Consider the following 24,971-nt stretch of genomic DNA (forward strand, 5'->3'; position numbering starts at 1 on the left):
AAAAAACCGGGCAACGCCCGGTTTTTTTGTGCCCGTGAAAAGTGCCGGCTATCGATGGGCCAGCACCGTGTTCATCATCGCCCGTAGCTGAGCGGGTTTCATCGGCTTGTGCAGCACCTGGGCGCCGTAGTCGGCGATATCCTGCTTCACCTCATCGGTGCGGTCGGCCGTAATCACGATCGCAGGTACGTTGTGCTCCCAGTGCGAGTGCAGGTTCTTCAGCGCCAATACCCCGGTATGGGTTTCGCTCAGGTGGTAGTCGGCCAGGATGATATCGGGCTCGAACGGACTCTCGGTGAGGCTGTCGATAAAGCTCTGTTCGTGGGTGGCGGTTCGCACGTCGCAGGACCAGCCGTTCAACAGTGCTTCCATGCCGTTGAGGATGTTGGGTTCGTTGTCGATACAGAGCACCCGGATGCCGGCCAGGTTGCTGGCGCGTTTGCCGGCACTGGTGCCGCTGCGGGCCTGGCGCACCTGGTTGGGGTCACCCAGCGGGACGTCGACGCTGAACACGGTGCCCTTGCTGGGCCAGGAGCGGACCTTAAGCGGGTGGTTCATCATCCGAGCGATCCGTTCGGTAATCGCCAGCCCCAGTCCCAGACCTTTGACTTGGGAGTGTTTGGGGTTGTCGATGCGACGGAACTCTTCGAATACTTCGCCGATCTTGCTTTCCGGGATGCCGACCCCGGTATCCCAGACTTCGATCCGGAGGTGGCCACGAATCCGGCGACAGCCGAGCAGTATCCGTCCTTCTTGGGTGTAGCGGATCGCATTGGAGAGGAAGTTCTGCAGCACCCGTCGCAGCAGTTGCTGATCGCTGTGGATCACTTGGCGGGTGTGGACGCAGCGGAATCCAAGATTTTTCTCATTGGCCAGTACGGTGAATTCGGCCTGCAGGGTGTTGAACAGCTTGTCGAGGCAGAAGTGGCTCGGTTTCGGCTCCAGCGCCCCGGCGTCGATCTTGGAGATATCCAGCAGGGTCACCAGCAGCTCTTCGGCCGCTTTCAGCGAGCCGTCCAGATTCTGAACCAGGGCGTTGGTGCTGTCGTCATGGGATTGTTGGGCCAGGGCCGAGGCGAACAGACGGGCGGCATTCAGCGGCTGCAGTAGGTCGTGGCTGGCAGCCGCCAGGAAGCGGGTCTTGCCGATGTTGGCCGCTTCGGCATCGGACTTGGCCTGGCGTAGCTCATCCTCGATCAGGGCGCGAATGGTGTTCTCTTTGCGCAGCTCTCGGTTGATAGCGGTGATCGCCTGGGTGCGCTCGTGAACCCGGTGCTCCAGGTTTTCGTTGGTTTCCTGCAGCGCTTGTTCGGCCATCCGGCGTTCGGTGATGTCCTGGTACAGGGTGAAGTAGCCCAGTACGTCGCCGTAATCACCAATATGGGGAATGTAGGTCACGTCGGCATAGCGCACCTGGCCGTCCTGACGCGGCGGCAGCTTGATCTCGAAGTCCTGCCGCTCACCCTGCAGGGCTTTGTTGATGAAGGGGGTGCGGCTGTCGTACTGCATCCGCTCCAGAATCTTGTAGCAGGGGGTGCCGGTAATGGCGTGACGGTCGGCGATGTCGAAGGTCTTGGCGTAGGCCTTGTTGACGAACAGGTAGCGCTGTTCGTTATCGAGATAGGCGATCAGCACCGGGACGTTGTCGGTGTACAGTCGAATGCTCTGTTCGCTCTCGCGCAGCGCCTCTTCGGTGCGTTTGTGATCGGTGATGTCCAGGTAGGTATTGACGTAACCGCCGCCGGGCATCGGGTTGCCCTGGATCTCCAACACGGTACCGTCCTGGCGGTAGCGAATATAGGAGTGTGGTTCGCCCGAGGCGAGGGTTTCCATCCGCAGGCTGACATGATTGCTGGGATCGCCGGGGCCGTATTCGCCCATCTTGGCGTTGTAGTGGAAGATCTCGGCGATCGGGCGGCCGATGCAGATCAGGCCGTCGGGGTAGTGGAACATCTCCAGGTAGCGACGGTTCCAGGCCACCAGGCGCATCTGGGCGTCGACCACGCTGATGCCCTGGTTGATATTTTCAATCGTCGACTGCAGCAGTGAACGGTTGAATTTCAGCACTTTGCTGGCTTCGTCGACGATGGTGACCACGTCGCCCAGCTGCATATCGCGGCCGCGGAGGGTCGAGGCCATCAGGATCCGGGCCGAGGAAGCGCCGATGACGCCGGCCAGCAGTCGCTCAATATAATCGATCAGTTCCGGGGTGGCGTCGTCGCCGCTGATGGGCGGGTCTTCACCGCGTTGGGCGGCGAAGGCATTAAAGGCGCTACGGGCGCGTTCAATGCCGAGGAAGCGTTCGGTCAGTAGTTGCAGGTCGCCGACGCTGCTGGAGCCACTCTGGGCATGCAGCGGGTCGCCGCCGACGCTGCTGCGGGTGTCCACGTAAGTGCTGGCCTGGATGCGATCGATCAGGCGTTGTCCGGTCAGCTTTGAGACACCCACAAACAGCAGGCAGTTAACCGACAGGCTCCAGAACGTACCGTGGGTCAGGCTGTTGCCGAATTCGATGCCGAACAGGGCGTGGGGATCGAGCCAGTGGAACTGCCAGATCAGGGCTTCGATTTCGGTCGGCAGCAGGCCCGCCTTGGACATGATCGGCAGCACCAGGGTGTAGAGCCAGAGCGCGAATCCGGCACCGATACCGGCCAGAGCGCCTTGGCGATTGCCCTGTTTCCAGAGCACGGCACCGAACATCGCCGGGGCAAACTGGGCTACGGCGACAAAGGCCAGTAGGCCGAAGGAAGCCAGGCTGCCGGAATCGCCGTAGATGCGGTAGTAGAAGTAGGCCAGCAGCATCAGCACGAAGATCGTCAGTCGCCGTACCCGCAGCAGTAGCGCCCCCAGGTCTTTGTTCTGGGACAGCTTCAGCCAGGGCATCCGCAGCAGGGTCGGCATGATGATGTCGTTACAGACCATGGTGCTAAGGGCGATGGTGGCGACGATGACCATCGACGTGGCCGCCGACAGACCGCCGATAAAGGCCACCATTGCCAGCGCGTTCTGTTCGGCCGCCAGCGGTAGCGTCAGTACGAAAGTGTCGGCATCGACGCTGCCGTCGGGAAATGTCAGCATCCCGGCGGTGGCGATCGGCAGCACAAACAGGCTGGCCAAAATCAGGTAGCCCGGGAACATCCAGCGGGCGGTGCGCAGATCTTTGGGGTCGGCGTTCTCAACCACGGCGACATGGAACTGGCGCGGCAGGCAGATGATGGCGAACACCGCCAGCAGTGTTTCGGTGATAAAGCTGTGCTCGATGAAATCGGTGCGGAAATTCTCGTTTTGGGACAGCTCCTCGGTGGCGCGGCTGAACAGGTTGTCGAAGCCGTCAAAAATGCCGAAGGTCACATACAGGCCGACGGCAATAAAGGCGGCCAGCTTGACCAGTGATTCGAATGCGATCGCCAGCACGATCCCTTCATGGTGTTCGGTGGCGTCAATATGGCGGGTGCCGAACAGGATCGAGAATAGCGCCATCAGCAGGGCGACAAACAGTGCGGTATCGCTCCCTCCGGCGCTCTCGGCGCTAGCTGCGGCGGTCAGGGCATCGTAGCTCATCGCCACCGCTTTGAGCTGCAGGGCGATATAGGGCACGATGCCGAGCACCGCGATACAGGTCACCAGTACCGCCAGATTCTGGCTCTTGCCGTAGCGCGAGGCGATAAAGTCGGAGATGGTGGTGATGTTCTGCTGCTTGCTCACCATCACGATCTTGGTGAACACCTTCCATAGCAGGATAAAGGTCAGAATCGGCCCCAGGTAGGTGGCCAGAAATTCCCAGCCGTTGGTGCTGGCCCGGCCGACCGCACCGTAAAAGGTCCAGGAGGTGGCGTAGACCGCCAGCGACAAACTGTAGATCACTGGTCTTGAGCGGGAGCTGAAGATCTGCTCGGCATGGCGCTCGCCGAAAGAGGCGATGGCGAACAGGATGCCGACGTAGGTCAGCGAAATAAAGATGATAAACCAGCCGTCCAGCAGGGTGTCTTCCATAGCGATGTCGCTCGTTTTTTAACGTTTTTTGATCATACCAAAGTCTGAAATTGTGCCGGTTAAGACCATGGTCTAGCTGCCTTGTCGTCGCTCAATGCTAAGCTTTCACTGCCTTGAATAAAAAGGCTTTTTCAGTTTTTTTAAGGAGGGGCGGAAAGGTCAAAAAGGGCGTTCAGACTAAAGTCGGGGGTTTGTTTGAAAAACGGCTTTGTTAGATTTCTGAGTGTACTTTTTCCAACCTCTGTCTCAATAACAACAAGTAGAAGGAATGTGCCATGAGCATTAGCAAAGAAAATGCCGAGGCTTATTGGAAAGAGAATCTGAAGATCATTTTCTCTTACCTTGCGGTCTGGTTCGTAGTCTCTTATGGCTGCGGCATCCTGTTTATCGAACAGCTTAACGCGATTCCGTTCTTCGGATTCCAGCTTGGCTTCTGGTTCGCTCAGCAGGGCTCCATTTTCGTGTTCTGTGGCTTGATCGTTGCTTACGCAGTGAGCATGAACAAGCTCGACGAGAAGTACGACGTTCACGAGTAACAGCTCAAAATAATAAAAAATTAAATAGGACGGCTATTTTATGGGTACTCAAGATATCCTCAACTTTGTCTTTATAGGGGCGTCTTTCGCACTCTATATCGGCATTGCGATCTGGGCGAAAGCCGGATCCACCAAAGAGTTCTACGTTGCCGGTGGTGGTGTACCGCCGATTGCTAACGGTATGGCGACCGCGGCTGACTGGATGTCCGCTGCATCATTCATCTCACTGGCGGGTATTATCTCGTTCATCGGCCGTGACGGCGCAGCCTACCTGATGGGCTGGACCGGCGGTTACGTAATGCTGGCGATGCTTCTGGCTCCTTACCTGCGTAAGTTTGGTAAGTTCACTGTGCCGGACTTCGTTGGTGATCGTTACTACTCCAACTTCGCCCGTGTTATCGCGGTAATCTGTACCATCATCATCTCCTTCACCTACGTTGCAGGTCAGATGCGTGGTGTTGGTATCGTGTTCTCGCGCTTCCTGCACGTTGACATCAATACTGGTGTTGTTCTTGGTATGGCGATCGTATTCTTCTACGCCGTTCTCGGCGGTATGAAGGGTATCACCTACACCCAGGTTGCTCAGTACTGTGTACTGATCCTGGCCTTCACCATCCCGGCTCTGTTCCTTTCCTTCCAGATCACTGGTCACATCCTGCCGCAAACCGGCCTGGGTGCTACCCTGGATAGCGGCCAATCGATCCTGGCGACCGTTGACCAACTGTCGACCGATCTGGGCTTCAAGGAATATACCTCGGGTAACAAGTCCACCCTGGATATGTTCTTCCTGACCGCTGCACTGATGTGTGGTACTGCGGGTCTGCCGCACGTAATCGTACGTTTCTTCACCGTACCGCGTGTTAAGGATGCTCGTTCTTCCGCAGGTTGGGCGCTGATGTTCATCGCGATCCTGTACACCGCGGTTCCGGGTGTTGCTGCCTTCGGTAAGTACAACCTGATCAAGACCGTAAACGGTGCTGACGGTAACGGTACTGCCTACACCGAGATGCCTGAGTGGTTCAAAAACTGGGAGACTGCTGGTCTGATCGGTTGGAACGACTACAACGGTGACGGCAAGGTTCAGTACGCTGCAGGTAAGGCGTTCACCGGTAAAGGTAAGCCGGCGTTTGACGGCGAAAACCGTAACGCTGACGGTTCACGGGTTGTTACCAACCTGGTTAGCGAGCCGAAAGCCGTGGGTGATGCTCAGTACGCCAACGAAGTCTACGTAGACCGTGACATCATGGTACTGGCCAACCCGGAAATCGCACAGCTGCCGGGCTGGGTAATCGCGCTGGTTGCTGCCGGTGCTGTTGCTGCGGCACTGTCGACTGCGGCCGGTCTGCTGCTGGTAATCTCTACAGCGATCTCGCATGACTTGATGAAGAAGACCATTAACCCGAATATCTCTGACAAGCAGGAGCTGATGTACGCCCGTCTGGCTGCCATCGTTGCGATCTGTGTTGCCGGTTACTTCGGTATCAACCCTCCAGGGTTCGTAGCGATCGTGGTCGCGCTGGCCTTCGGCCTGGCCGCCTCCTCGTTCTTCCCTGTCATCATCATGGGTATCTTCTCCAAGCGCATGAACAAAGAAGGTGCGGTAGCCGGTATGATCGTTGGTATCAGTACTACCATGGCTTACATCATCTACTTCAAGTTCATGGGTGGTACCAAAGACGAGCTGTTCATGGGTATCTCCCCTGAAGGCTTCGGTACCGTCGGTATGATCCTGAACTTCATCACTGCGTTCATCGTTTCCTCGATGACTCCGCCTCCGCCTGAAGAGATTCAGCACATCGTTGAGGATATCCGTATCCCCCGCGGTGCTGGTGAGGCCCACGCGCACTGATCGAGTTGCCGGTGACTTAGTCACTGAGTGAAAGCAAGGCGCACCGGTACGGTTACTGGTGCGCCTTTTTTACATTTGGGGTTCTACGCCCAGTATGAAACAGTAGAGGGCTGGGTCGATGGTATTCTTGCCAAGTGCTCTTGACCGAGCTTGTAGAGGGATGAAATAGATGGCACAGGAATTTAATGCAGAGAATTTGCCGTTCAGCCTGTTGGAGCCGAACGAGCTGGCATTGCTACAAAACAATCTGGACATCGGTTACTACCAGCAGGGAGAGAACCTGATTACCGCCGGTGAAGCGCCGGAAGGGTTGTTCATCATTCTCAAGGGCAAGGTGCGTGAGAGTGAGTCTAAGGAAGGCGAGGATGAGCACGTCTTCGTTCATTACGGTGATGAGGATTATTTTGGTGCCTGGTCGGCCTTGAAAGGCAAGGCGATCCACAACTTCGTGGCCGAAGAGGAGACCATCGCTCACATCCTGCCCACCAAGCTGTTGCTGGAGCTGGTTTACAGCAATCCGCGCTTCGGTGATTACTTCAGTCGTACGCTGGCTGCCAAAACCGAGATCCACGAGCAGCAGGGCGAAGAGCAGGGGATGGCGGAATTCATGCTCGCCCAGGTCGATGGCGAGGTGATGCGTGATCCGTTGATCGTGCTGGAAGAGACCACGATCAAGGAGACCACTGCGTTGATGCGCGAAAAGCACGCCGACTCGGTGTTGGTAAAGCGTGGTGGGCGCTACGGTATCGTGACCGGAACCGATCTGCTCAATGCCGCGGTGCTGAAGGAGGTACCGCTGTCGACTCCGGTGGCGGATATCGCCAGCTACCGATTGATCACCGTCGAGGCGGGGGATTACCTGTTTAACGCATTGACGTTGATGACGCTGCAGCATATCGAACGGGTTGTGGTGATGGACGACACCAAGTTGATGGGGGTGATCGAACTGACCGATGTGCTCAGTTATTTCTCCAGCCACTCCCATGTGATCGGATTGCGGATTCAGCGCGCGGCTACCATTGAGGATCTATCCCGGGCGGCCCATGGCCTGAACGACCTGATTCGGTCGCTGGTCTCCCATGGCGTCAAAGCGCGCTTTGCGATGGATCTGGTGGCGGCGATGAATGAGCGGGTCATGGCCAAGTTGTTCACGCTGCTAGTTCCCGAGGATATCCTGCCCCATGTCTGTCTGGTGGTAATGGGTAGCGAGGGCCGTGGCGAGCAGATCATGAAGACCGACCAGGATAACGGTGTGATCATGCGCGATGGGCTGGATTGGCCGGACCGGGAAAAGGTGCTGCAGACCTTTACCGATACCCTGATCGAATTCGGCTATCCCGAGTGTCCCGGTAATATCATGGTCTCCAACCCCTATTGGGTGCAGCATCTGGGGGATTGGAGTCAGCGGCTCAATCACTGGGCCAATAAGGCCGAGGGCGATGCGTTGATGAATCTGGCGATCGCCGTCGATGCCAAGCCGGTGGCCGGTAACCCGGCGCTGTTCAAAGCGGCGCGTAACTGGTTCCTGCGCCAGATGCATAATAACGAGGTGTTCTTCTCCCACTTCGTCAAGGCTTCATTGGAGTTTGATACCCCGCTGACCTTCTTTGGCGGCATCAAGAGCAAAGACAGTGGTATCGATATCAAGAAGGGCGGGGTGTTCCCGATCGTGCATGGTGTCAGAACGTTGGCGCTTCAGCATCGGATCTTGGAAACCAATACCTTTAAACGGATCGATGCACTGATCGAAGCGGGGGCATTGAAAAAGCAGCAGGGTAATGATCTGGTTGAGGCGCTGTCGATCTTCGTCCAGATCCGTCTGCAGCAACAGTTGCTGCGGATGGATAATGAGGACTTCAACGAATCGCCTAACCTGATCATCCCTGACCGCCTGGACAGGCTTGACAAGGACCTGTTGCGTGAGGCCTTGAAGGTGGTAAAAGAATTTAAGAAACATCTGTCGATGCGATTCCATCTGGATCGCTAAAGGAGGTGCACTAGCGTGTTGCGGAAGTTCAAAGTCTACAAAGAGCGAAAACAGCACCGGGATGGTCCCTACGGCCATCTATTTGAGCCCTATGAAGGCGACGAGGTGGTTTCCCTTGACTGCGAAACCACCAGTCTGGATGTCAAGGAGGCCGAGATCCTCTCTATCGGGGCGGTGCGGATCAAGGGGCGCCGAGTCAAGACCAGCGAGCGGCTCGATATCAAGCTCAAGCCGCCCAAGAGCCTGACCGGTGACTCCATCGTGATTCACAAGATCCGAGCGATGGATCTGAGCGAAGGGGTTGAGATCGAAGAGGCGCTGGAGCAGGTGCTCGACTTTGTTGGTAATCGCCCGATTCTCGGCTATTACGTCAATTTCGATATCAACATGCTGGATAAGTTTTTGCGTCCTCGTTACGGCTTCGGTTTGCCGAACAAGGCTATCGAGCTGTCCCATGTCTATCACGACATCGTTAAATGGAAGTCGATCGGCGGTGATGTGGATCTGCGCTTCGACACCATTGCCAATAAGCTCAACCTGCCGATGCTGGAGCGACACACGGCGCTGGGCGATGCCATTACCGTGGCGTTGATGTATGTGCGGTTGAAGTTCGGGGAGGCGCCCAAGCTTTAAGCGATTTCCTTTCGGTGCAAATAAGGGCCCTGTTGTGGCCCTTTTTTTGTGCTGGCTGACTATTTGGCGCGTTATTTGCATTTTTAGGTATGTCGGCAGTGGGTTTTCATAATTAGTGTCATTTATTTGTCAGTTTGGCTGCGGTATTTATGACGTTTGTGGTAAGGTCGCCAATTATTAGTCGTCAAATAATTGTCGATGATGGTTTTTTGTCGCTCGGGCAGGGCGCCTGACCAGGGGAAGAGTGGTGAAAGCGGAACGCGCAGATATTCAAAATGTTCTGGCTCAGATGCGGGCGTTAAAAACGCAGGCGCAACAGGGTGTGCAGCCTGTTGAGGCGCCGGGCGCTGCCGCGGGTGTTGATCCGGCGTCGAAGATCGAGCCGGGTAGCTTTGGTAATCTGCTCAAGCGCGCCATCGACAGCGTTAATGAGACCCAGAGCGCCTCCTCTAAGCTGGTGACTGCCTACGAGAAGGGTGATCCCAGCGTTGATCTGCCGCAGGTGATGATCGGGCTGCAGAAAGCCAGTGTCTCGTTTCAGGCGATGACCCAGGTCCGTAACCGTCTGGTTTCGGCCTACGAAGATATCTCCAAGATGCCAATCTGATTGAGGGTTCGGGTAAGTGGCTACAGAGGGTGTTCCAGCAACAGCGGGTGGATTTGGTGCGGTAGAGGGCTTTAACCGCCTGGGTATCTTCCGCCAGATCGGTCTGATGGTGGGCTTGGCTGCCAGTGTGGCGATCGGCTTTGCGGTGGTGCTCTGGTCGCAGGAGCCGGAGTACCGTCCGTTGCTCAACGACTTGAATACCCTCGATGCCAACGAAATTATCGATACGCTGGTCCAGAGTCAGATCCCCTACAAGATCGACGGCGGCAGCGGCGCGCTGCTGGTGGCGGCAGACAAAATACATCAGGCCCGCTTAAAACTGGCGGCCCAGGGGCTCAGTGGGCGTAGCAACGTCGGCTTTGAACTGCTCGACCAGGAGCAGGCGCTGGGAACCAGCCAGTTTATGGAGACGACCCGCTTCCGTCGCGGTCTGGAAGGGGAGTTAGCTCGGACCATTTCCAGTCTGCTGGCGGTCAAGAGTGCCCGGGTTCACCTGGCGCTGCCGAAACAGTCAGTGTTTGTCCGTGATAGTCGTAAGCCCACCGCGTCGGTGTTTGTCGAGCTGTTCTCCGGTCGCGAACTGGGCAAGATCCAGGTGGCTTCGATTGCCAATCTGGTCGCCTCCAGTATTCCGTCGCTCGATACCCGTGATGTAACCGTGGTGGACCAGAAGGGGCGCTTGCTCAATAGCCAGGATGCCGACGAAGAGGTCGGTATGGCCGCCAAGCAGCTGGAATATGTGCGCAAGGTGGAAGAACGCCTGGCAACGCGGGTGCGCGGAATTCTTGAACCGGTGGTGGGGCTGGGACGGTTCCGGGCCGAGGTGTCCGCCGATGTGGACTTTACCGCGGTGGAGCAGACCGACGAACTCTACAACCCAGATCTGCCCTCGTTGCGATCCGAGCAGCTGCTGAATGAGAGCCGTGGTGGTGCTTTGGGTGCAACCGGGGTGCCTGGCGCATTGTCCAACCAGCCGCCGGGAGCGGCGGCGGTGCCGGAGACTGGCGCAGTTGAGGGTGGCTTTGGTGGCGTGGGCGCCGGCGGAGACAGTTCTCGCAGCCAGTCGACCCGGAACTATGAGCTGGATCGTACCATCAGCTATACCCGTCACCAGCAGGGTCGGGTCCGGCGCCTGACCGTAGCGGTGGCGGTCGATGATCTGGTCGAGCGTAATGCGGACGGGGCGGTGACCGAGCGTAAGCCCTGGAATGAGAATGACCTGAAGCGCTTGACGTTGCTGGTGCGTGATGCGGTTGGCTACTCCGCCGCTCGTGGCGACAGTGTCAATGTGATCAATACTCCGTTCGCGTCTCCGGATCCGGTCGAGGCGCTACCTGAAGTGCCGATGTGGGAGCAGCCCTGGTTCTGGGATATTGCCAAGAAGGTTGGTGGCGCACTGTTTGTACTGTTGATCGTGTTCGGCGTATTGCGTCCGATCCTGAAGAACCTGTCGACGGCAGCGGCGGCACCGGTTGCCGGTGAAGCGATCGGTGGCGAGCTGGAGGGGATCGAAGGCGATATCGGCGAGGCGGATGAGGTCAGCGGTGAGGCGCTGCTGCCGGGGCCTAATGATAGTTATGAGCGTCAGATCGATGCGGTTCGTACCCTGGTGGCGGAAGATCCCGGTCGTGTAGCTAACGTCGTCAAGCAGTGGTTGGCCACCGATGAGTGATAACAAAACCCTGAATCCGGTCGAGCGGGCCGCAATCCTGATGATGAGCCTTGGTGAGGCCGATGCTGCCGAAGTGCTCAAGCATATGGGCCCTAAGGAAGTGCAGCGCATCGGTACCGCGATGGCGGAGCTGGCCAATGTGCAGCAGGACCAGGTTGAGGTGGTGATGAGCGACTTCCTCAATACGGTCGGCAACCAGACCGGTTTAGGGGTGGGCTCGGATGACTATATCCGTACCGTGCTGACCCAGGCGTTGGGGGCGGATAAGGCCGGCAGTCTGATCGACCGTATTCTGGAGGGTGGCAACACCCGCGGTCTGGACACCTTGAAGTGGATGGAAGCGCGCCAGGTGGCCGATGTGATCCGCTATGAGCATCCGCAGATCCAGGCGATCGTGGTGTCCTATCTGGACCCGGATCAGGCCGCCCAGGTGATGACCTATTTCGAAGACAAGGTGCGGATCGATATCCTGATGCGAATCTCGGCGCTGGAATCGGTTCAGCCGGCGGCGCTGAAGGAGTTGAACGATATTCTCGAGCGCCAGTTTACCGGCGCCGGATCCACCAAGACCACCGATATGGGTGGCGTCAAAGTGGTGGCCGATATTATGAACTTCCTCGATACCTCCACCGAGGCTACGGTGATGGAAGCGATTCGCGAGGTCGACGAAGACCTGAGTGATGAGATTCAGGACCTGATGTTCGTGTTCGCCAACCTGGCCGATGTCGATGATCGTGCGATCCAGACCATCATGCGTGAGATCTCCACCGATATTCTGGTGGTGGCGTTGAAGGGCGCCGATACCGCGTTGCAGGAGAAGATCTTCAAGAATATGTCCAAGCGTGCCGCCGAGCTGCTGCGTGACGATCTCGAGGCTTCGCCGCCGGTCAAGCTCAGTGACGTCGAGAATGCCCAGAAAGAGATTCTTACCGTGGCCCGTCGTCTGGCGGACGAGGGCGAGATCATGCTGGGCGGCGGCGGCGAAGAGATGATCTAACGCGGTTGTCAGTCGCCAATGGCGCTATAGTCAGTATGACAGCAGTACCCCGTCCGTCTGGATGGGCGTCTTTGATAAAACCTTCCTGCCTGAGGTGGGCGTGACTAACAAGAAGACCAGCACCGGGCGGATCCCCGCCGCCGAGTTGAGAGCCTTGAAAACCTGGGATTTCCCCCGGGTTGGTGGCCAGCATGTGGTGCGTTCGCCGTTTACCGATAAGCAGGCCGATCCGGCCGCACCTCCGCCCGATCGTCCGATCAGTTCGGCGCCGCTGACCGTTGCGGAGATGGAAAAGCTGCGCGAGCAGGCGCGTCAGGATGGGCTGGCCGAAGGGTTGGCGCAAGGGCGCCAGCAAGGCCATGCCGAAGGGTTGGAGAGCGGTCGCAGCGAAGGCTATCAGGCCGCCTATCAACAGGCCGAAGCGGAGATAAGCGCCCTCAAGGGCCGGCTGGCGTCGGCCATTGCTGAGCTGCAGAAGCCGATGGAGGCTCAGCTCGAAGGGCTGGATCAGGCATTGATGCGGTTGGTGGTCGATACCGCCGAGGCGGTGGTGCGGCGCGAGCTCAAGACTCGACCGGAATTGCTGCGTCAGGCGATTGCCGAATCGCTCGATGCGTTGCCGCAGCAGGCCCAGCAGCTGTGTTTCTTTGTTCATCCCGACGACGAGGCCTTGCTGATTGAGGTGCGTGAGCAGGAGCGGGCCAACTGGGAAGTCGCGGTCGATCCGGCGTTGAGTCCCGGCGGTTTGAGGGTTCGAGGCGAATGCAGCTATCTGGATTACAGTGTCGAAGCCCGCTTCAGCCAGGTGGTCGAACAGGTGCTGGGAGCCGCCGAGGCGGGTGATGACGATGCCGATCCGGCTGGTTGAGCGGCTGCAGCAACGCAGTCAGCGACCGTTGCGCCCATCGGAACCGGCTGTGCAGGGGCAGATCACCCGGCTGGTCGGTCTGACCCTGGAGGCCAAAGGGCTTCGCAGTGCGATCGGCAGTTATTGTCGGATCGAGGTCAACCCGTCGCTGTCGGTGGAGGCCGAGGTGGTGGGCTTTGGCGATGACAGTATCTTCCTGATGCCGCTGGAGCCGATCGAAGGACTCTACCCTGGCGCCAAGGTCAGGCCGCTCAGTGGCGGTAGCAAGGTGCCGGTCGGTCCGCAGCTACTGGGGCGGATCCTGAACGGTGTCGGACAGCCGTTGGATGATCGTGGGCCGCTTAATGCCGAGGCCGAGGTCGGACTTAGCGGTCCGACCATCAATCCGCTCTCTCGTCAGCCGATTCATCAGCCGCTCGATGTCGGTATCAAGGCGATCAACGCGATGCTTAGCGTCGGTCGGGGGCAGCGACTGGGATTGTTCGCCGGTTCCGGGGTCGGTAAGTCGGTGTTGCTGGGGATGATGACCCGTTTTACCGAGGCCGAGATCATCGTGGTCGGGCTGATCGGCGAGCGGGGTCGAGAAGTTAAAGAGTTTATCGATCACAGTCTCGGTCCGCAGGGGTTGGCCCGCTCGGTAGTGGTGGCGTCGCCGGCCGATGACTCGCCATTGATGCGTTTGCGCGCCTCGGAGTTGGCGTCACGGATCGCCGAGCACTTCCGTGATCAGGGTAAGAACGTGTTGCTGCTGATGGATTCGTTGACCCGCTACGCCCAAGCCCAGCGCGAGATCGCGTTGGCGGTGGGGGAGCCGCCGGCGACCAAGGGTTATCCGCCGTCGGTGTTTGCGCGATTGCCGAAGCTGGTGGAGCGGGCCGGTAACGGCGCCGAGGGAAGTGGCTCCATTACCGCTTTCTATACCGTGCTGACCGAGGGCGATGATCAGCAGGATCCGATCGCCGACGCCGCCCGGGCGATTCTGGACGGCCATATCGTGCTGTCGCGGCAGTTGGCCGAAGAGGGACACTATCCGGCCATCGATATCGAGGCTTCGATCAGCCGGGCGATGCCCCAGGTGGTGGCGCCGCAGCATCTTCAGATGGCGCAGCAGCTCAAGCAGATCTACTCCCGTTTTCAGCAGAACCGTGATCTGATCAGTGTCGGCGCCTATGTGGCGGGCTCGGATCCGGAGATCGATCGGGCCATCGAGCGGGTTCCTCATTTCCGTCAATTCCTACGCCAGGGGCTGGATGAGAGCGTGAGTTTCCTCGACAGCATGCAGCAGTTGGTACAGGTGTTGACGCCACCTCCGGCACCGGAAACTCAGCAGCTGCAGCCGGTCGCGGCGATGACGCCGCCACAGCCTGGCTAGGGGTTGAGCCATGAAACGATCGAAGCGCCTGCGACCGGTCCAGCATCTGGCGGAACGTCGTCGTAAGGAGGCTGAGCAGCAGCTGGGAGCGGCCCAGCAGCAGCTGCTCGCCGAGCAGCAGAAGTTGGTTCAGTTGGAGCAATACCTGGCCGACTATCAGCAGAGTCTGTTGCAGACCGGTCGCGATGGTGTCGCTATCGATCAATTGCAGCGGCTGCAGTCGTTCAAGCACCGTTTGTTGGATGCATTGGCTCAGCAGCGTCGCCAGATCGAGTTCTGTCGTCAATTGCTCGACCGTGCCAAGCAGACTTGGCATCAGGCCAGCGGTCGCGAGCGGGCGATGGAGTCGTTGATCGATCGGGCGGCGCAGCAGGAGGCGCGTGATGAAGAGAAGCTGCTGCAGAAACAGATCGATGAGCTGGCTCAGAGTCGGCGCTCTCGCCCTCGGGTCGATGGCTAGCACGGGTTAGCTGCTGATCTGCCACCCTTTCAACTTGAGCCTGAATAGGCTCGCTCCCCTCATGTGTAGATAAGATTTCCAGATTGGCCTTTTCTTTGCAGTGTCCTACTCAGCGATAGTCAGGAGAAAGCCATGTCTTCGATGCCGATGATTGCACCCGGACCCATTTCGGCCGGGGCTTCGGGTAGCGTCAATAGCGCTGATCCCCAGCAGGCTGGGGCTCAGGATGCGTTTGAGCAACTCTTTATTCAGTTGATGCAGCAGATTCAGGCAGCGCTGGAACAGGGGCCGGTGGAGCCCGGGGTTGAAGGCGCTGCTTTGCCGCAGGACGGCGAAGCCTTGCCGCCCGAGCTGTTGGCGGAGTTGGAAGCCTTTGCCGCTCAGTTGTCTGAGCCGGTCGATCCCGCTCAGCTGCAGCAAGCACTGGAGCAACTTCAGACTGATGCGGTTCCGGTCGATCAGTCGCGTCAGCTACTGCAGGCGGCGATGCTGCTGCAGGATGCACGCAGACAGTCCGGCGAAGAGGTTGAGCCTTTGCCCGAGCTGCTACAGCAAATGCGGCAGCTCGATCCTGTTGATCCAGACCGCCAGGGCGCTGACCGTAATGGGCAGGCTGACGTGGCGCGCTCGATCGATGAGCTGTTGCAGCTCGCCCATCGGCTTCGCAATCAGGGCGACTCCGGCGCTGATGCCAAGCGAGAGACGGCGGCGGGCGATCCGGTAGAGAAGCCAGCGCAGATAGTGTCGGAACAGCCGGCTGAGAAGGTGGAGACATCGGAGCCGGTGTTGGCGGAGTCCTCATCTGCGGGAGACAAGGCAGGGGCTACGTTGGGCGAGGCCGTTAGCGCCATCGCAAGCGACAAGTCGACAGCGCCGACGGCAGCTGACGAAGCTCCTGTGGCGGTAGCGGCAGGGTCGTCCCAGGTGGTAAAGGAGGCGGTTCCGGTTGCCGCGGCTGCATCCGAGACAGCGACCCGGGCGGTATCCCAGGGGGCTGGGGTGGAGCCGGTCAGAGGTGGTCCAGTTGAATCGACCAGAGCGGCAGAGGCAGCCAATCAGGCGGCTACCGTCAGGGCAGAGCAGGGCTCGCCGGATGGCCGCTCCGGGCGTGGCGACTCCTCCGGTGAGGGGCAGCGTGAAGGCGCGCGTGATCAGGGATTGGCGCGCTGGTCTGACCTGCGTGATTCGGTGGTGGCCCAGGGGCAGAAGCTGGTTCAGGCCGAGAATGCCTTCAAAAATATGATGGCTTCGCAGTCGACAGTGGTGCGCCAGGGTGACAGTGTCAGTCTGGCCCAGGCCAGCAGCAATGCCAGTTTGACTCAGTTGCAACAGGCTTATCAGGGTAATTCACAGTCCGGAATCGTACTGGGGTTGGGTGAGCGTTTCGGCGGCGAGCGCTGGAATGCCGCAGCGTCGCAGCGAATTGTCTGGATGGCCGGTCAGAATGTCGGTCATGCCGAGCTGCGGCTGGATCCGCCCGAGCTGGGTAGTCTTAATGTGCGTCTGAATCTGCAGGGTGAACAGGCCAGTCTGAGTTTTACCAGCCCTCACGCCCATGTGCGCGATGCGTTGGAGCAGCAGATGCCCCGACTGCGGGAGATGCTGGCGGAAAGCGGTATCGAACTGACCGATTCGAATGTGTCGGATCAACCCCAGGCGGGGGCTTCCGGCGAGCAGGAGTATCGGGGTGATGGTGACGCTCCCGATGCGGCCGACCTGGAGCTGGCGTCGATCGCCGACGAGCAGCTCTCTGGGGCTCGAATGAGTTTGTCGCTGGTTGACTATTACGCCTGATTTTCAAGGTCTTGAGGTAGGCCTACCCGGGCGTCAATTATGATATAGTCGTCGCTTTGCGGCAGGGCTGGCAGCGTCTGCAGCGGTGATCTGAGCAAAGAGGACGTTATGGCTGACGAGAAAGCGCCGGAAGAGGGCGCCGAAGAGGCACCCAAAGGCGGTAAGAAGAAGCTGCTGATTATCATCATTGCGGCGGTGGTACTGCTGGCCGGTGGCGGTGCGGCGGCGTTTTTCCTGCTCGGCGGTGACGAGGCTCCGGCAGAAGCGCAGGTCGAGGAGGTCCGCAAAGAGGCGATCTACGTCAAGCTGCGTACCCTTGGCGGCAAGCCGTCGTTTATCAACACCTTCCAAGAGAAGACCGGGCGGCAGCGTTTCCTGCAGATCTTTGCCGAGGCGATGACTCGTGATCAGGAAGTGGCCGATGCGCTGAACAAGCATATGCCGTTGGTGGTGCATCAATTATCGACGCTGTTTGCTTCGCAGGAATTCAAAGTGTTGCAGACTACCGAAGGTAAGCAGCAGTTGCGCAAGGAATCGACTCGGGCGCTGCAGGAACTGATGCAGAAAGAGATCGGCCGCCCTGGTGTTGAAGAGGTGTTCTTCACCAATTTTGTGATGCAATAGGACCAGAATCGATGAGCGTTCAGGATCTACTGTCACAGGATGAAATCGATGCGCTGTTACACGGCGTAGACGACGGTGACATCGATACCGATGACGAGGTCGAGGAGGGCAGTGCCCAATCCTACGACCTGACCAGCCAGGAGCGTATCGTCCGGGGTCGGATGCCGACCCTGGAGATGATCAACGAGCGTTTTGCCCGCTACACCCGTATCTCGCTGTTCAATATCCTGCGCCGAAGCGCCGATGTGTCCGTCGGCGGGGTGCAGATTCTCAAGTTCGGCGAATATGTCCACACCCTCTACGTACCAACCAGTCTGAATCTGGTCAAGATCCGGCCGCTACGCGGCACCAGCTTGTTTATTATGGATGCCAAGCTGGTATTTAAGCTGGTGGATAACTTCTTTGGCGGTGATGGCCGGCACGCCAAGATCGAAGGTCGTGAATTCACTCCGACCGAAACCCGTATCGTGCAGATGCTGCTGAGTCAGATCTTTGTCGATCTGCGTGAAGCCTGGGCACCGGTACTTAAGATTGAATTTGATTACGTCAATTCCGAAGTGAATCCGGCGATGGCCAATATCGTCAGTCCCAGTGAAGTGGTGGTGGTTAGCACCTTCCATATCGAGCTGGATGGCGGTGGTGGCGATTTCCATGTCACCATGCCCTATTCGATGCTGGAACCGATCCGTGAGATCCTCGATGCCGGGGTGCAGAGCGATACCGACGAGAAAGATGAGCGCTGGGTCAATGCGCTGCGCTCGGATATTATGGATGCAAAGGTGGGGTTGGAGCTGACTGTTGCGGCCAGAAAGATTTCGCTACGGGATATCCTGGAGATGGAAGCCGGTGATGTGATCCCGGTGGATATTCCCGATCAGTTGGTGATGACCGCCAATGGGGTGCCGACGTTTAACTGCCGATTGGGGCGGTCTCGGCATAATCTGGCGGTGAAGATCGTCGATCAGGTCAAACGGGATACCTGATGCGCCCCTCCGGGCGCTCTGATGGTGGTTGAGAGAAGATGCTGGTTGAGAGAAGCAGGGCATGAGTGACGAAAACGAAACGTCAAATCCAGACGAACAAGCGATGGCTGACGAGTGGGCTGCGGCGCTGGATGAGCAGGAAGCCAGCGGCGGTAGTGATGTCGATGATGTCTGGGCCGAAGCGATGGCCGAACAGGGGGTCGATCCCGATGCCGATCCGGTGAATCTGGACGAGCTGCATGACGAGTCGGTGCCACAAGCGGTGTCCGACAATCCCGACTTGGAGGTGATTCTCGATATCCCGGTCAGTCTGTCGATGGAGGTCGGTGAGACCGAGATTGCGATCCGCAACCTGCTGCAGCTCAGCCAGGGATCGGTCATTGAACTGGATCGGATGGCCGGTGAGCCGCTGGATGTTAAGGTGAACGGTACGCTGATCGCTCATGGCGAGGTGGTGGTGGTTAACGATCGCTTCGGTATCCGTCTGACCGACGTGGTCAGTCCGACCGAGCGGATCAGGAAGCTACGTTGAAGCGTCCGCAATCTCTGTTGTTTTTCATCGTTACTTCGCTTCTGGCGCTGCTGCCTGCGATTTCCCTGGCTGAAATTGCTGCCAGTTCGGCGGCGCCGTCTATTGTCGGGGTTCGCACCCAGGATTTCGATTATGCCGCTTTAGCCCAGCTGGTGGTTGGCCTGGTGCTGGTGTTGCTGCTGTTTGTGGTGCTGGCCTGGCTGGTTAAACGCAGCGGGGTGGCCGGTGGTTTTGCTCATTCCCGTATGAAAGTGATCTCCACGCTGCCGCTGGGTGCCCGCGAGCGGGCGGTGCTGGTGCAGGTGGGCGATCGTCAGCTGCTGCTGGGGGTGGCGCCGGGACGGGTAAGTCTGCTGCAAAGCTTTGATAAGCCAGTCATCGAAGAGACTCAGCCGGCCCCTGCTTTCTCTAAGTGGCTTAATCGAGCGGTGGCTGAGCAGCAATCTTCAAGTCGTAAACAAACCGATCAGGCTGAAACGGATGTCGCCAGCCCTTCAGGGGGAGAGCGTGGTTAGGTTGTTGAGTGTGTTGTCAAAATTACTGATCGGTTTGGGGTTTTGTTTACTGCCAACGCTGGCGTTGGCCGAGGTCGGCGGTATCGATGCGGTGACCGTGACGACCGGAGAGGATGGTAGCCAGAGTTACTCGGTAACGCTGCAGATTCTGATCCTGATGACGATGCTGACGTTCCTGCCAGCCATCGTCATGATGATGACCTCGTTTACCCGGATCGTGATCGTGTTTGCCATCCTGCGGCAGGCGCTGGGTCTGCAGCAGTCGCCGTCGAATCAGGTGTTGGTGGGGCTGGCGCTGTTTCTGACCTTTTTTATCATGACGCCGGTGCTCGATAAGGTAAACGCGCAGGCGGTGCAGCCCTATCTGAACGAAGAGCTTGGGGCGCTTGAGACGATCGAGCGGGCGGCGCAACCGTTCCGTGAGTTTATGCTGTCGCAGACCCGAGAGAGCGATATCGAGCTGTTTGTGCGGATCTCCGGGCTGGAGCAGGTCGAGTCTCCCGAGGCCTTGCCGTTGAGTATTCTGGTCCCCGCGTTTGTCACCAGCGAGCTGAAAACCGCGTTCCAGATCGGCTTTATGATCTATATCCCATTCCTGATCATTGATATGGTGGTAGCCAGTGTATTGATGGCGATGGGTATGATGATGCTGTCGCCGATCATTATCTCGCTGCCGTTCAAGTTGATGCTGTTTGTGTTGGTGGATGGTTGGGCGATGGTGATCGGAACCCTGGCCGCCAGCTTTGGAACCTGACTGAGGGTGCGCCGATGACTCCCGAAGTGGTACTGGATCTTTACCGACAGGCTTTCTTTCTGATCATTCTGATCGTTGCGGTGCTGGTGGTGCCCAGCCTGGTGGTGGGATTGGTGATCGCAACCTTCCAGGCCGCTACCCAGATCAACGAACAGACCCTGAGCTTTCTGCCCCGTCTGATCGTGACGCTGGCCACCATTATGTGGACCGGTCCCTGGATCGTCAGCGAGATCACCAGCTTCTTTAATTTCCTGTTCCATAACATCCCGATTATGATCGGCTAGCAGATCACGGACCCATGATCGAAATCAGTATTCCGGAACTGGTCGAGATGATGAACGGCTTTCTGTGGCCGTTGTTCCGAATTTCCAGCTTCTTTATGGCGGTGCCGTTGATCGGAACCCAGTTGGTGCCGGTGCGTGTCCGTCTGTCGCTGGCGCTGGCCGTAACCCTGGTGGTGGTGCCATTGCTGCCGCCGATGCCGGTTATCGAAGGATTGTCGCCTGAAATGCTGATAATCATTGTGCAGCAGATGATCATCGGTTTTGTGCTGGGTTTTATGGTGCAGGTGCTGTTCCAGCTGTTTATCGTGGTCGGTCAGGTGATCTCCAACCAGATGGGTCTGGGGTTTGCGTCGATCTCTGACCCGGTCAACGGGGTCAGTGTGGTGGCGTTGTCGCAGCTGTACCTGATGATCGTAATGATGCTGTTTCTGGCCTTTAATGGTCATCAGGTGCTGATCGAAGTGATCGTCACCAGCTTCCATATCATGCCGGTCGGGGCGAGCGTATCGCGTGATGTATTCTGGGAGGTGGCTTCCGCCGGGAGCTGGATGTTCGCCGGGGCGGTGCTGATGGCGTTGCCGGCGGTGATCGCGTTGCTGATCGTCAACTTTGCCTTCGGCATCATGACCAAGGCGGCGCCACAGCTGAACGTGTTCGCGATTGGTTTCCCGTTCACGATGCTGTTCGGGTTGTTTATCGTCTGGGTCAGTCTGGCGGGCTTTCTGGGTCAGTACCAGCGTATTGCATCCCAGGCGCTGGGTGAAATTAGCCGTATGTTGGGTGGGGGATGAGGGCCTGTTAAGGGTTCTTGAATGGTCTCTGTTGGGGGCTATTCTTTCAGTCCGCAAGGCAGAAGGATTGTAGTGTATTCAATATACAAGAAAGACTGATAACGCAGTGGAGTGGAAGAATAGCTCCAGCCCGTCGGGTTGCTCCTGAAAAACACCACTCGTTGTTGCGTGTCGCTTATTTAGAGCGACTAAACCGCGCTCAACGCGCCTAGATTGGTGTTTTTCAGCAGCAACAGAGACGTTTCAAGAACCCTTAGCAGGCCCTTAGATGGCAGAACAGGAAACCGGTCAGGAAAAAACCGAAGAACCCACGCCCAAACGGATCAAGGATGCCCGTGAAAAGGGCGATGTAGCTCGCTCCAAAGAGCTGACTACTACGGTGGTGCTGCTGGCGGCGGCGTTGGGGTTGATGGTGTTCGGTCCGGGCATTGCGCTGAGTCTGGAGCGGATTCTGCGGCGTAATCTGACGTTGGATCGCAGCGACCTGTTTGATACCGAGCTTATGTTTGCCAACCTTAATTCGGCCGTGATCGAGATGACCTGGGCGATGATGGCGCTGTACGCTGTCATCGTACTGGCGGCCATCGTCGGCCCGATCGCCCTGGGTGGTTGGAATTTCAGTAGAAAGGCGATAGCGCCCAAATTCAGTCGAGTTAATCCGTTATCGGGGCTGAAGCGGATGTTCTCGATGAAAGCGTTGATCGAGCTGCTAAAAGCGCTGGCCAAATTCCTGGTGGTGGGTGCGCTCTGTGTGGTTATTCTGTTGCTGCAGCAGCCGGACCTGCTGGGGATGGGGGATGAGCCTCTTATCCCGGCGATGCGTCATGGTCTGGAGGTGTTGGGCTGGGCCTTTGTATTGATGTGCTCGACGATGATCCTGATCGCTGCTGTTGATGTGCCGTTTCAGCTATACGACTATCGCAAGAAGCTGAAGATGACGCTGCAGGAGGTCAAGGACGAGATGAAGAACACCGAGGGTAAGCCCGAGGTGAAAAGTCGTATACGTCAGTTGCAGTATGAGATGGCGCAGCGTCGGATGATGAGCGAGGTTCCGGAGGCGGATGTGGTCATCACCAACCCGGAACACTATGCGGTGGCGCTCAAGTACCAAGAGGGTGGTAGCTCGTCGGCGCCGATGCTGGTGGCAAAAGGGGTCGATGAGTTGGCGTTGAAGATCCGAGAGGTCGCGGTCGATAACGAAGTGCCCATCCTGACAGCACCGCCGCTGGCGCGGGCGATCTACTACAGTACCCAGCTCGAAGATGAAATTCCCGAAGGTCTGTATGTGGCGGTGGCCCAGGTGCTGGCCTACGTCTACCAGTTGCGCGAGTATCGTGCTCGCCGTGCCGACAAGCCGGTTGTCCCCACAGAATTTGCCATTCCCGATGAGTTGAAGCGCGATTAATCTGACGCTCTATTCCTAGAAAGTATTCGCTCTCTCCTTTTGTTTATTTAGCGCTTCGTTTGAAGTGATGTTTCCCTTTGCAGTCAGAAAAGTGACGCTGGCAGGATTTTTGCATTTATTTCAGATTAAGGGTTTTATTTCGTCAAAAAACTGACGAATTGTCCGGTTGCATCTGAAGTTGAGTAGCAAAGTTGGCACGAATGGCGTTGGCAAATAATTTTCGCAGTCTGAGTCAGGGGAATTTGGGGATTCCGCTGCTGCTGCTGGTGGTGTTGGCGATGGTCACGCTGCCGATGCCGCCGTTCCTGTTGGATGTGCTCTTTACCTTCAATATCGCGCTGTCGCTGGTGGTGTTGCTGGTGGCGGTATATAGCCTGCGGCCGCTCGATTTTGCGGTGTTTCCCACCATTCTGTTGGTGGCGACGCTATTACGGTTGGCGCTGAACGTCGCCTCGACCCGGGTCGTGTTGCTGGAGGGTCATCAGGGTGGCGACGCGGCCGGTAAGGTGATCGAAGCCTTCGGTGAGGTGGTGATCGGCGGTAACTATGTGGTCGGTCTGGTGGTGTTCGCGATTCTGGTGATCATCAACTTCGTTGTGGTGACCAAGGGTGCCGGGCGGATCTCCGAAGTCAGCGCTCGCTTTACCCTGGATGCGATGCCGGGTAAGCAGATGGCGATCGATGCCGATCTGAATGCCGGTCTGGTCGGGCAGGAAGAGGCCAAAGAGCGGCGTCGAGAAGTGACCCAGGAAGCCGACTTCTACGGCTCGATGGATGGTGCCAGTAAGTTTGTTCGCGGTGACGCCGTGGCCGGTATCCTGATCCTGGTGATCAATATCGTCGGCGGGCTGTCGATCGGTATGGCTCAGCATGATCTCGATTTCGAGACCGCGGTTCGCTTCTATTCGCTGCTGACCATCGGTGATGGTCTGGTGGCGCAGATTCCGTCGCTGCTGCTCTCCACGGCGGCTGCGATTATGGTAACCCGGGTCAATACCGCGGTGGATATGGGGGCCCAGGTCTTCGATCAGATGTTCGCCACGCCGCGGGCGTTGGCGGTGGCGGCGGGGATTCTGATCGTGATGGGGTTGGTGCCGGGGATGCCTCACGTGGCTTTCCTGGGGCTGGGTGGTCTGGCGGCCGGTGGTGCCTACTGGGTCTGGATGCGCAACAAACGTCGTGAAGCCGAGGCGTTGGCGGCTCCGCCACCTGAGCAGGAACAGCCTGAGGAGACAAGCGAGCCTAAAGAACTGGACTGGGACGATGTTAATCCGGTCGACATGATCGGGTTGGAAGTGGGCTATCGGTTGATTCCGATGGTTGACCGGGCCCAAGGTGGTCAGTTGTTGGGGCGGATCCGTGGGGTGCGTAAGAAACTGTCGCAAGACCTTGGCTTTCTGGTGCCGGCGGTTCATATCCGGGACAACCTCGATCTGCTGCCTGGAGCCTACCGGATTACGCTGATGGGGGTCACTGCCGGCGAGGCGGAGATCTATCCGGATCGCGAGTTGGCGATCAATCCGGGGCAGGTGTTTGGAACCGTCAAGGGGATCGAGGGTAAGGATCCCGCCTTCGGCTTGGCTGCGGTCTGGATTGAGCCGGGGCAGAAAGAGCATGCGCAGACATTGGGTTATACCGTGGTGGACGCCAGTACTGTGGTGGCGACCCATCTGAACCAGGTGATGACTACCCATGCCTACGAGTTGCTCGGTCATGAAGAGGTTCAGCGGCTGCTGGAGCTTTTGGGTAAGAGTTCGCCGAAGCTGGCCGAAGAGCTGCCGACCAAGCTGCCGATCAGCAGTCTGCTGAAAGTGTTGCAGGGATTACTGAAGGAGCAGGTGCCGATCCGTGATATTCGGACGATCGCCGAAAATTTGACGGAGGCGGCAGCGCTAAGTCAAGATATCGTCACATTATTGTCGTCGGTGCGGGTAGCGCTGTCGCGATTGATCGTGCAGGAGATCTACGGCAACGAGCAGGAGTTGCCGGTGATGACCCTGGATCCGCAGCTTGAGCAGCTGCTGCTGCAGTCATTCCAGCAGAGTCAGCAGGGTGGGGGTAGCGATGGCTTGGCGTTGGAGCCGGGGATGGCGGAGCGTCTGCAGCGCACTCTGGAGGAGTCGGCTGCCCGGCTAGAGGCGGAGGGGCGCTCGGCGGTGTTGCTGGTGGCAGCTCCGATCCGGCCGCTAATGGCTAAGTTCGTTCGTTACGGTAGCCAGCAGGTGCATGTGCTGTCGTACCAAGAAGTACCGGAAAACAAACAGGTCACCATCGTGGCGACAGTGGGGGGCTGATGAAAATGGCAGCCGCAACGC

General features: G+C 58.1%; 21 protein-coding genes. 20 read left to right on the top strand and 1 reads right to left on the bottom strand.

What is annotated here, in order from left to right:
• Positions 1-48: 48 nt before the first annotated feature.
• Positions 49-3,993: a hybrid sensor histidine kinase/response regulator gene (locus tag DV711_RS07315; RefSeq protein ID WP_114695032.1), complete on the bottom strand. Its 3,945-nt coding sequence runs from the start codon at positions 3,991-3,993 to the stop codon at positions 49-51.
• Positions 3,994-4,268: 275 nt separating this feature from the next.
• On the opposite strand from DV711_RS07315, the gene DV711_RS07320 reads away from it, so the two are divergent.
• The 20 genes from DV711_RS07320 (at position 4,269) to flhA (ending at position 24,950) form a co-directional block, all read left to right on the top strand.
• Positions 4,269-4,529, top strand: a complete 261-nt coding sequence (locus tag DV711_RS07320; protein ID WP_207802571.1) for a DUF4212 domain-containing protein — start codon at positions 4,269-4,271, stop codon at positions 4,527-4,529.
• Positions 4,530-4,569: 40 nt separating this feature from the next.
• Positions 4,570-6,378 carry a sodium:solute symporter family protein gene (locus tag DV711_RS07325; protein ID WP_114695033.1) on the top strand — a complete coding sequence of 603 codons (1,809 nt, stop codon included), beginning with the start codon at positions 4,570-4,572 and terminating at the stop codon, positions 6,376-6,378.
• 169 nt (positions 6,379-6,547) lie between these two features.
• The gene (locus tag DV711_RS07330; RefSeq protein ID WP_114695034.1) at positions 6,548-8,365 is read left to right on the top strand and encodes a putative nucleotidyltransferase substrate binding domain-containing protein; all 1,818 of its coding nucleotides are present in this window, start codon (positions 6,548-6,550) and stop codon (positions 8,363-8,365) included.
• A 15-nt stretch (positions 8,366-8,380) separates the two neighbouring features.
• Positions 8,381-8,998: a 3'-5' exonuclease gene (locus tag DV711_RS07335; RefSeq protein ID WP_114695035.1), complete on the top strand. Its 618-nt coding sequence runs from the start codon at positions 8,381-8,383 to the stop codon at positions 8,996-8,998.
• A gap of 289 nt (positions 8,999-9,287) precedes the next feature.
• Positions 9,288-9,605 (top strand): flagellar hook-basal body complex protein FliE, encoded by a 318-nt coding sequence (gene fliE, locus DV711_RS07340; protein WP_481318820.1) that lies wholly within the window; start codon positions 9,288-9,290, stop codon positions 9,603-9,605.
• 16 nt (positions 9,606-9,621) lie between these two features.
• Complete coding sequence (gene fliF / locus DV711_RS07345; protein WP_114695037.1) at positions 9,622-11,277, top strand: flagellar basal-body MS-ring/collar protein FliF; 1,656 nt, start codon at positions 9,622-9,624, stop codon at positions 11,275-11,277.
• Entirely contained in the window at positions 11,270-12,274 is a 1,005-nt protein-coding gene (fliG, locus tag DV711_RS07350; protein ID WP_114695038.1) for a flagellar motor switch protein FliG, read from the top strand. Before fliF ends, fliG begins: the two co-directional genes overlap by 8 nt.
• Before the next feature lie 100 nt (positions 12,275-12,374).
• Positions 12,375-13,142: a flagellar assembly protein FliH gene (locus DV711_RS07355; RefSeq protein WP_165840036.1), complete on the top strand. Its 768-nt coding sequence runs from the start codon at positions 12,375-12,377 to the stop codon at positions 13,140-13,142.
• Complete coding sequence (gene fliI, locus DV711_RS07360) at positions 13,117-14,514, top strand: flagellar protein export ATPase FliI (protein WP_424398986.1); 1,398 nt, start codon at positions 13,117-13,119, stop codon at positions 14,512-14,514. Before DV711_RS07355 ends, fliI begins: the two co-directional genes overlap by 26 nt.
• Positions 14,515-14,524: 10 nt before the next feature.
• Positions 14,525-14,974: a flagellar export protein FliJ gene (gene fliJ / locus DV711_RS07365; protein WP_114695041.1), complete on the top strand. Its 450-nt coding sequence runs from the start codon at positions 14,525-14,527 to the stop codon at positions 14,972-14,974.
• Positions 14,975-15,106: 132 nt separating this feature from the next.
• Positions 15,107-16,768 (top strand): flagellar hook-length control protein FliK, encoded by a 1,662-nt coding sequence (locus tag DV711_RS07370; RefSeq protein ID WP_114695042.1) that lies wholly within the window; start codon positions 15,107-15,109, stop codon positions 16,766-16,768.
• Positions 16,769-16,876: 108 nt separating this feature from the next.
• Positions 16,877-17,392, top strand: coding sequence for a flagellar basal body-associated FliL family protein (locus DV711_RS07375; protein ID WP_114695043.1), 516 nt, complete (start codon positions 16,877-16,879; stop codon positions 17,390-17,392).
• An 11-nt stretch (positions 17,393-17,403) separates the two neighbouring features.
• Positions 17,404-18,375 carry a flagellar motor switch protein FliM gene (gene fliM, locus DV711_RS07380; protein WP_114695044.1) on the top strand — a complete coding sequence of 324 codons (972 nt, stop codon included), beginning with the start codon at positions 17,404-17,406 and terminating at the stop codon, positions 18,373-18,375.
• Between the two features lie 61 nt (positions 18,376-18,436).
• The gene (fliN, locus tag DV711_RS07385; protein WP_114695045.1) at positions 18,437-18,907 is read left to right on the top strand and encodes a flagellar motor switch protein FliN; all 471 of its coding nucleotides are present in this window, start codon (positions 18,437-18,439) and stop codon (positions 18,905-18,907) included.
• Positions 18,904-19,422: a flagellar biosynthetic protein FliO gene (gene fliO / locus DV711_RS07390; protein ID WP_243633761.1), complete on the top strand. Its 519-nt coding sequence runs from the start codon at positions 18,904-18,906 to the stop codon at positions 19,420-19,422. The genes fliN and fliO overlap by 4 nt, the downstream gene beginning before the upstream one ends.
• The gene (gene fliP / locus DV711_RS07395) at positions 19,388-20,176 is read left to right on the top strand and encodes a flagellar type III secretion system pore protein FliP (protein ID WP_114695046.1); all 789 of its coding nucleotides are present in this window, start codon (positions 19,388-19,390) and stop codon (positions 20,174-20,176) included. The genes fliO and fliP overlap by 35 nt, the downstream gene beginning before the upstream one ends.
• Positions 20,177-20,190: 14 nt before the next feature.
• Positions 20,191-20,460, top strand: coding sequence for a flagellar biosynthesis protein FliQ (fliQ, locus tag DV711_RS07400; RefSeq protein WP_114695047.1), 270 nt, complete (start codon positions 20,191-20,193; stop codon positions 20,458-20,460).
• A gap of 14 nt (positions 20,461-20,474) precedes the next feature.
• Positions 20,475-21,251 carry a flagellar biosynthetic protein FliR gene (gene fliR / locus DV711_RS07405; protein ID WP_114695048.1) on the top strand — a complete coding sequence of 259 codons (777 nt, stop codon included), beginning with the start codon at positions 20,475-20,477 and terminating at the stop codon, positions 21,249-21,251.
• A 268-nt stretch (positions 21,252-21,519) separates the two neighbouring features.
• Entirely contained in the window at positions 21,520-22,656 is a 1,137-nt protein-coding gene (gene flhB / locus DV711_RS07410; protein ID WP_114695049.1) for a flagellar biosynthesis protein FlhB, read from the top strand.
• A gap of 200 nt (positions 22,657-22,856) precedes the next feature.
• Positions 22,857-24,950: a flagellar biosynthesis protein FlhA gene (gene flhA / locus DV711_RS07415; protein ID WP_114695050.1), complete on the top strand. Its 2,094-nt coding sequence runs from the start codon at positions 22,857-22,859 to the stop codon at positions 24,948-24,950.
• The last annotated feature ends 21 nt before the right edge of the window (positions 24,951-24,971 follow it).

It is taken from the genome of Motiliproteus coralliicola (assembly GCF_003345655.1).
GTDB lineage: Bacteria > Pseudomonadota > Gammaproteobacteria > Pseudomonadales > Balneatricaceae > Motiliproteus > Motiliproteus coralliicola.

Coding starts and splice junctions, on each gene's coding strand:
- DV711_RS07315 (WP_114695032.1), bottom strand. CDS start 3,993: ATGGAAGACACCCTGCTGGACGGCTGGTTTATCATCTTTATTTCGCTG.
- DV711_RS07320 (WP_207802571.1), top strand. CDS start 4,269: ATGAGCATTAGCAAAGAAAATGCCGAGGCTTATTGGAAAGAGAATCTG.
- DV711_RS07325 (WP_114695033.1), top strand. CDS start 4,570: ATGGGTACTCAAGATATCCTCAACTTTGTCTTTATAGGGGCGTCTTTC.
- DV711_RS07330 (WP_114695034.1), top strand. CDS start 6,548: ATGGCACAGGAATTTAATGCAGAGAATTTGCCGTTCAGCCTGTTGGAG.
- fliE (WP_481318820.1), top strand. CDS start 9,288: ATGCGGGCGTTAAAAACGCAGGCGCAACAGGGTGTGCAGCCTGTTGAG.
- fliG (WP_114695038.1), top strand. CDS start 11,270: ATGAGTGATAACAAAACCCTGAATCCGGTCGAGCGGGCCGCAATCCTG.
- fliI (WP_424398986.1), top strand. CDS start 13,117: ATGACGATGCCGATCCGGCTGGTTGAGCGGCTGCAGCAACGCAGTCAG.
- fliJ (WP_114695041.1), top strand. CDS start 14,525: ATGAAACGATCGAAGCGCCTGCGACCGGTCCAGCATCTGGCGGAACGT.
- DV711_RS07370 (WP_114695042.1), top strand. CDS start 15,107: ATGTCTTCGATGCCGATGATTGCACCCGGACCCATTTCGGCCGGGGCT.
- DV711_RS07375 (WP_114695043.1), top strand. CDS start 16,877: ATGGCTGACGAGAAAGCGCCGGAAGAGGGCGCCGAAGAGGCACCCAAA.
- fliM (WP_114695044.1), top strand. CDS start 17,404: ATGAGCGTTCAGGATCTACTGTCACAGGATGAAATCGATGCGCTGTTA.
- fliN (WP_114695045.1), top strand. CDS start 18,437: ATGAGTGACGAAAACGAAACGTCAAATCCAGACGAACAAGCGATGGCT.
- fliP (WP_114695046.1), top strand. CDS start 19,388: ATGTCGCCAGCCCTTCAGGGGGAGAGCGTGGTTAGGTTGTTGAGTGTG.
- fliQ (WP_114695047.1), top strand. CDS start 20,191: ATGACTCCCGAAGTGGTACTGGATCTTTACCGACAGGCTTTCTTTCTG.
- fliR (WP_114695048.1), top strand. CDS start 20,475: ATGATCGAAATCAGTATTCCGGAACTGGTCGAGATGATGAACGGCTTT.
- flhB (WP_114695049.1), top strand. CDS start 21,520: ATGGCAGAACAGGAAACCGGTCAGGAAAAAACCGAAGAACCCACGCCC.
- flhA (WP_114695050.1), top strand. CDS start 22,857: ATGGCGTTGGCAAATAATTTTCGCAGTCTGAGTCAGGGGAATTTGGGG.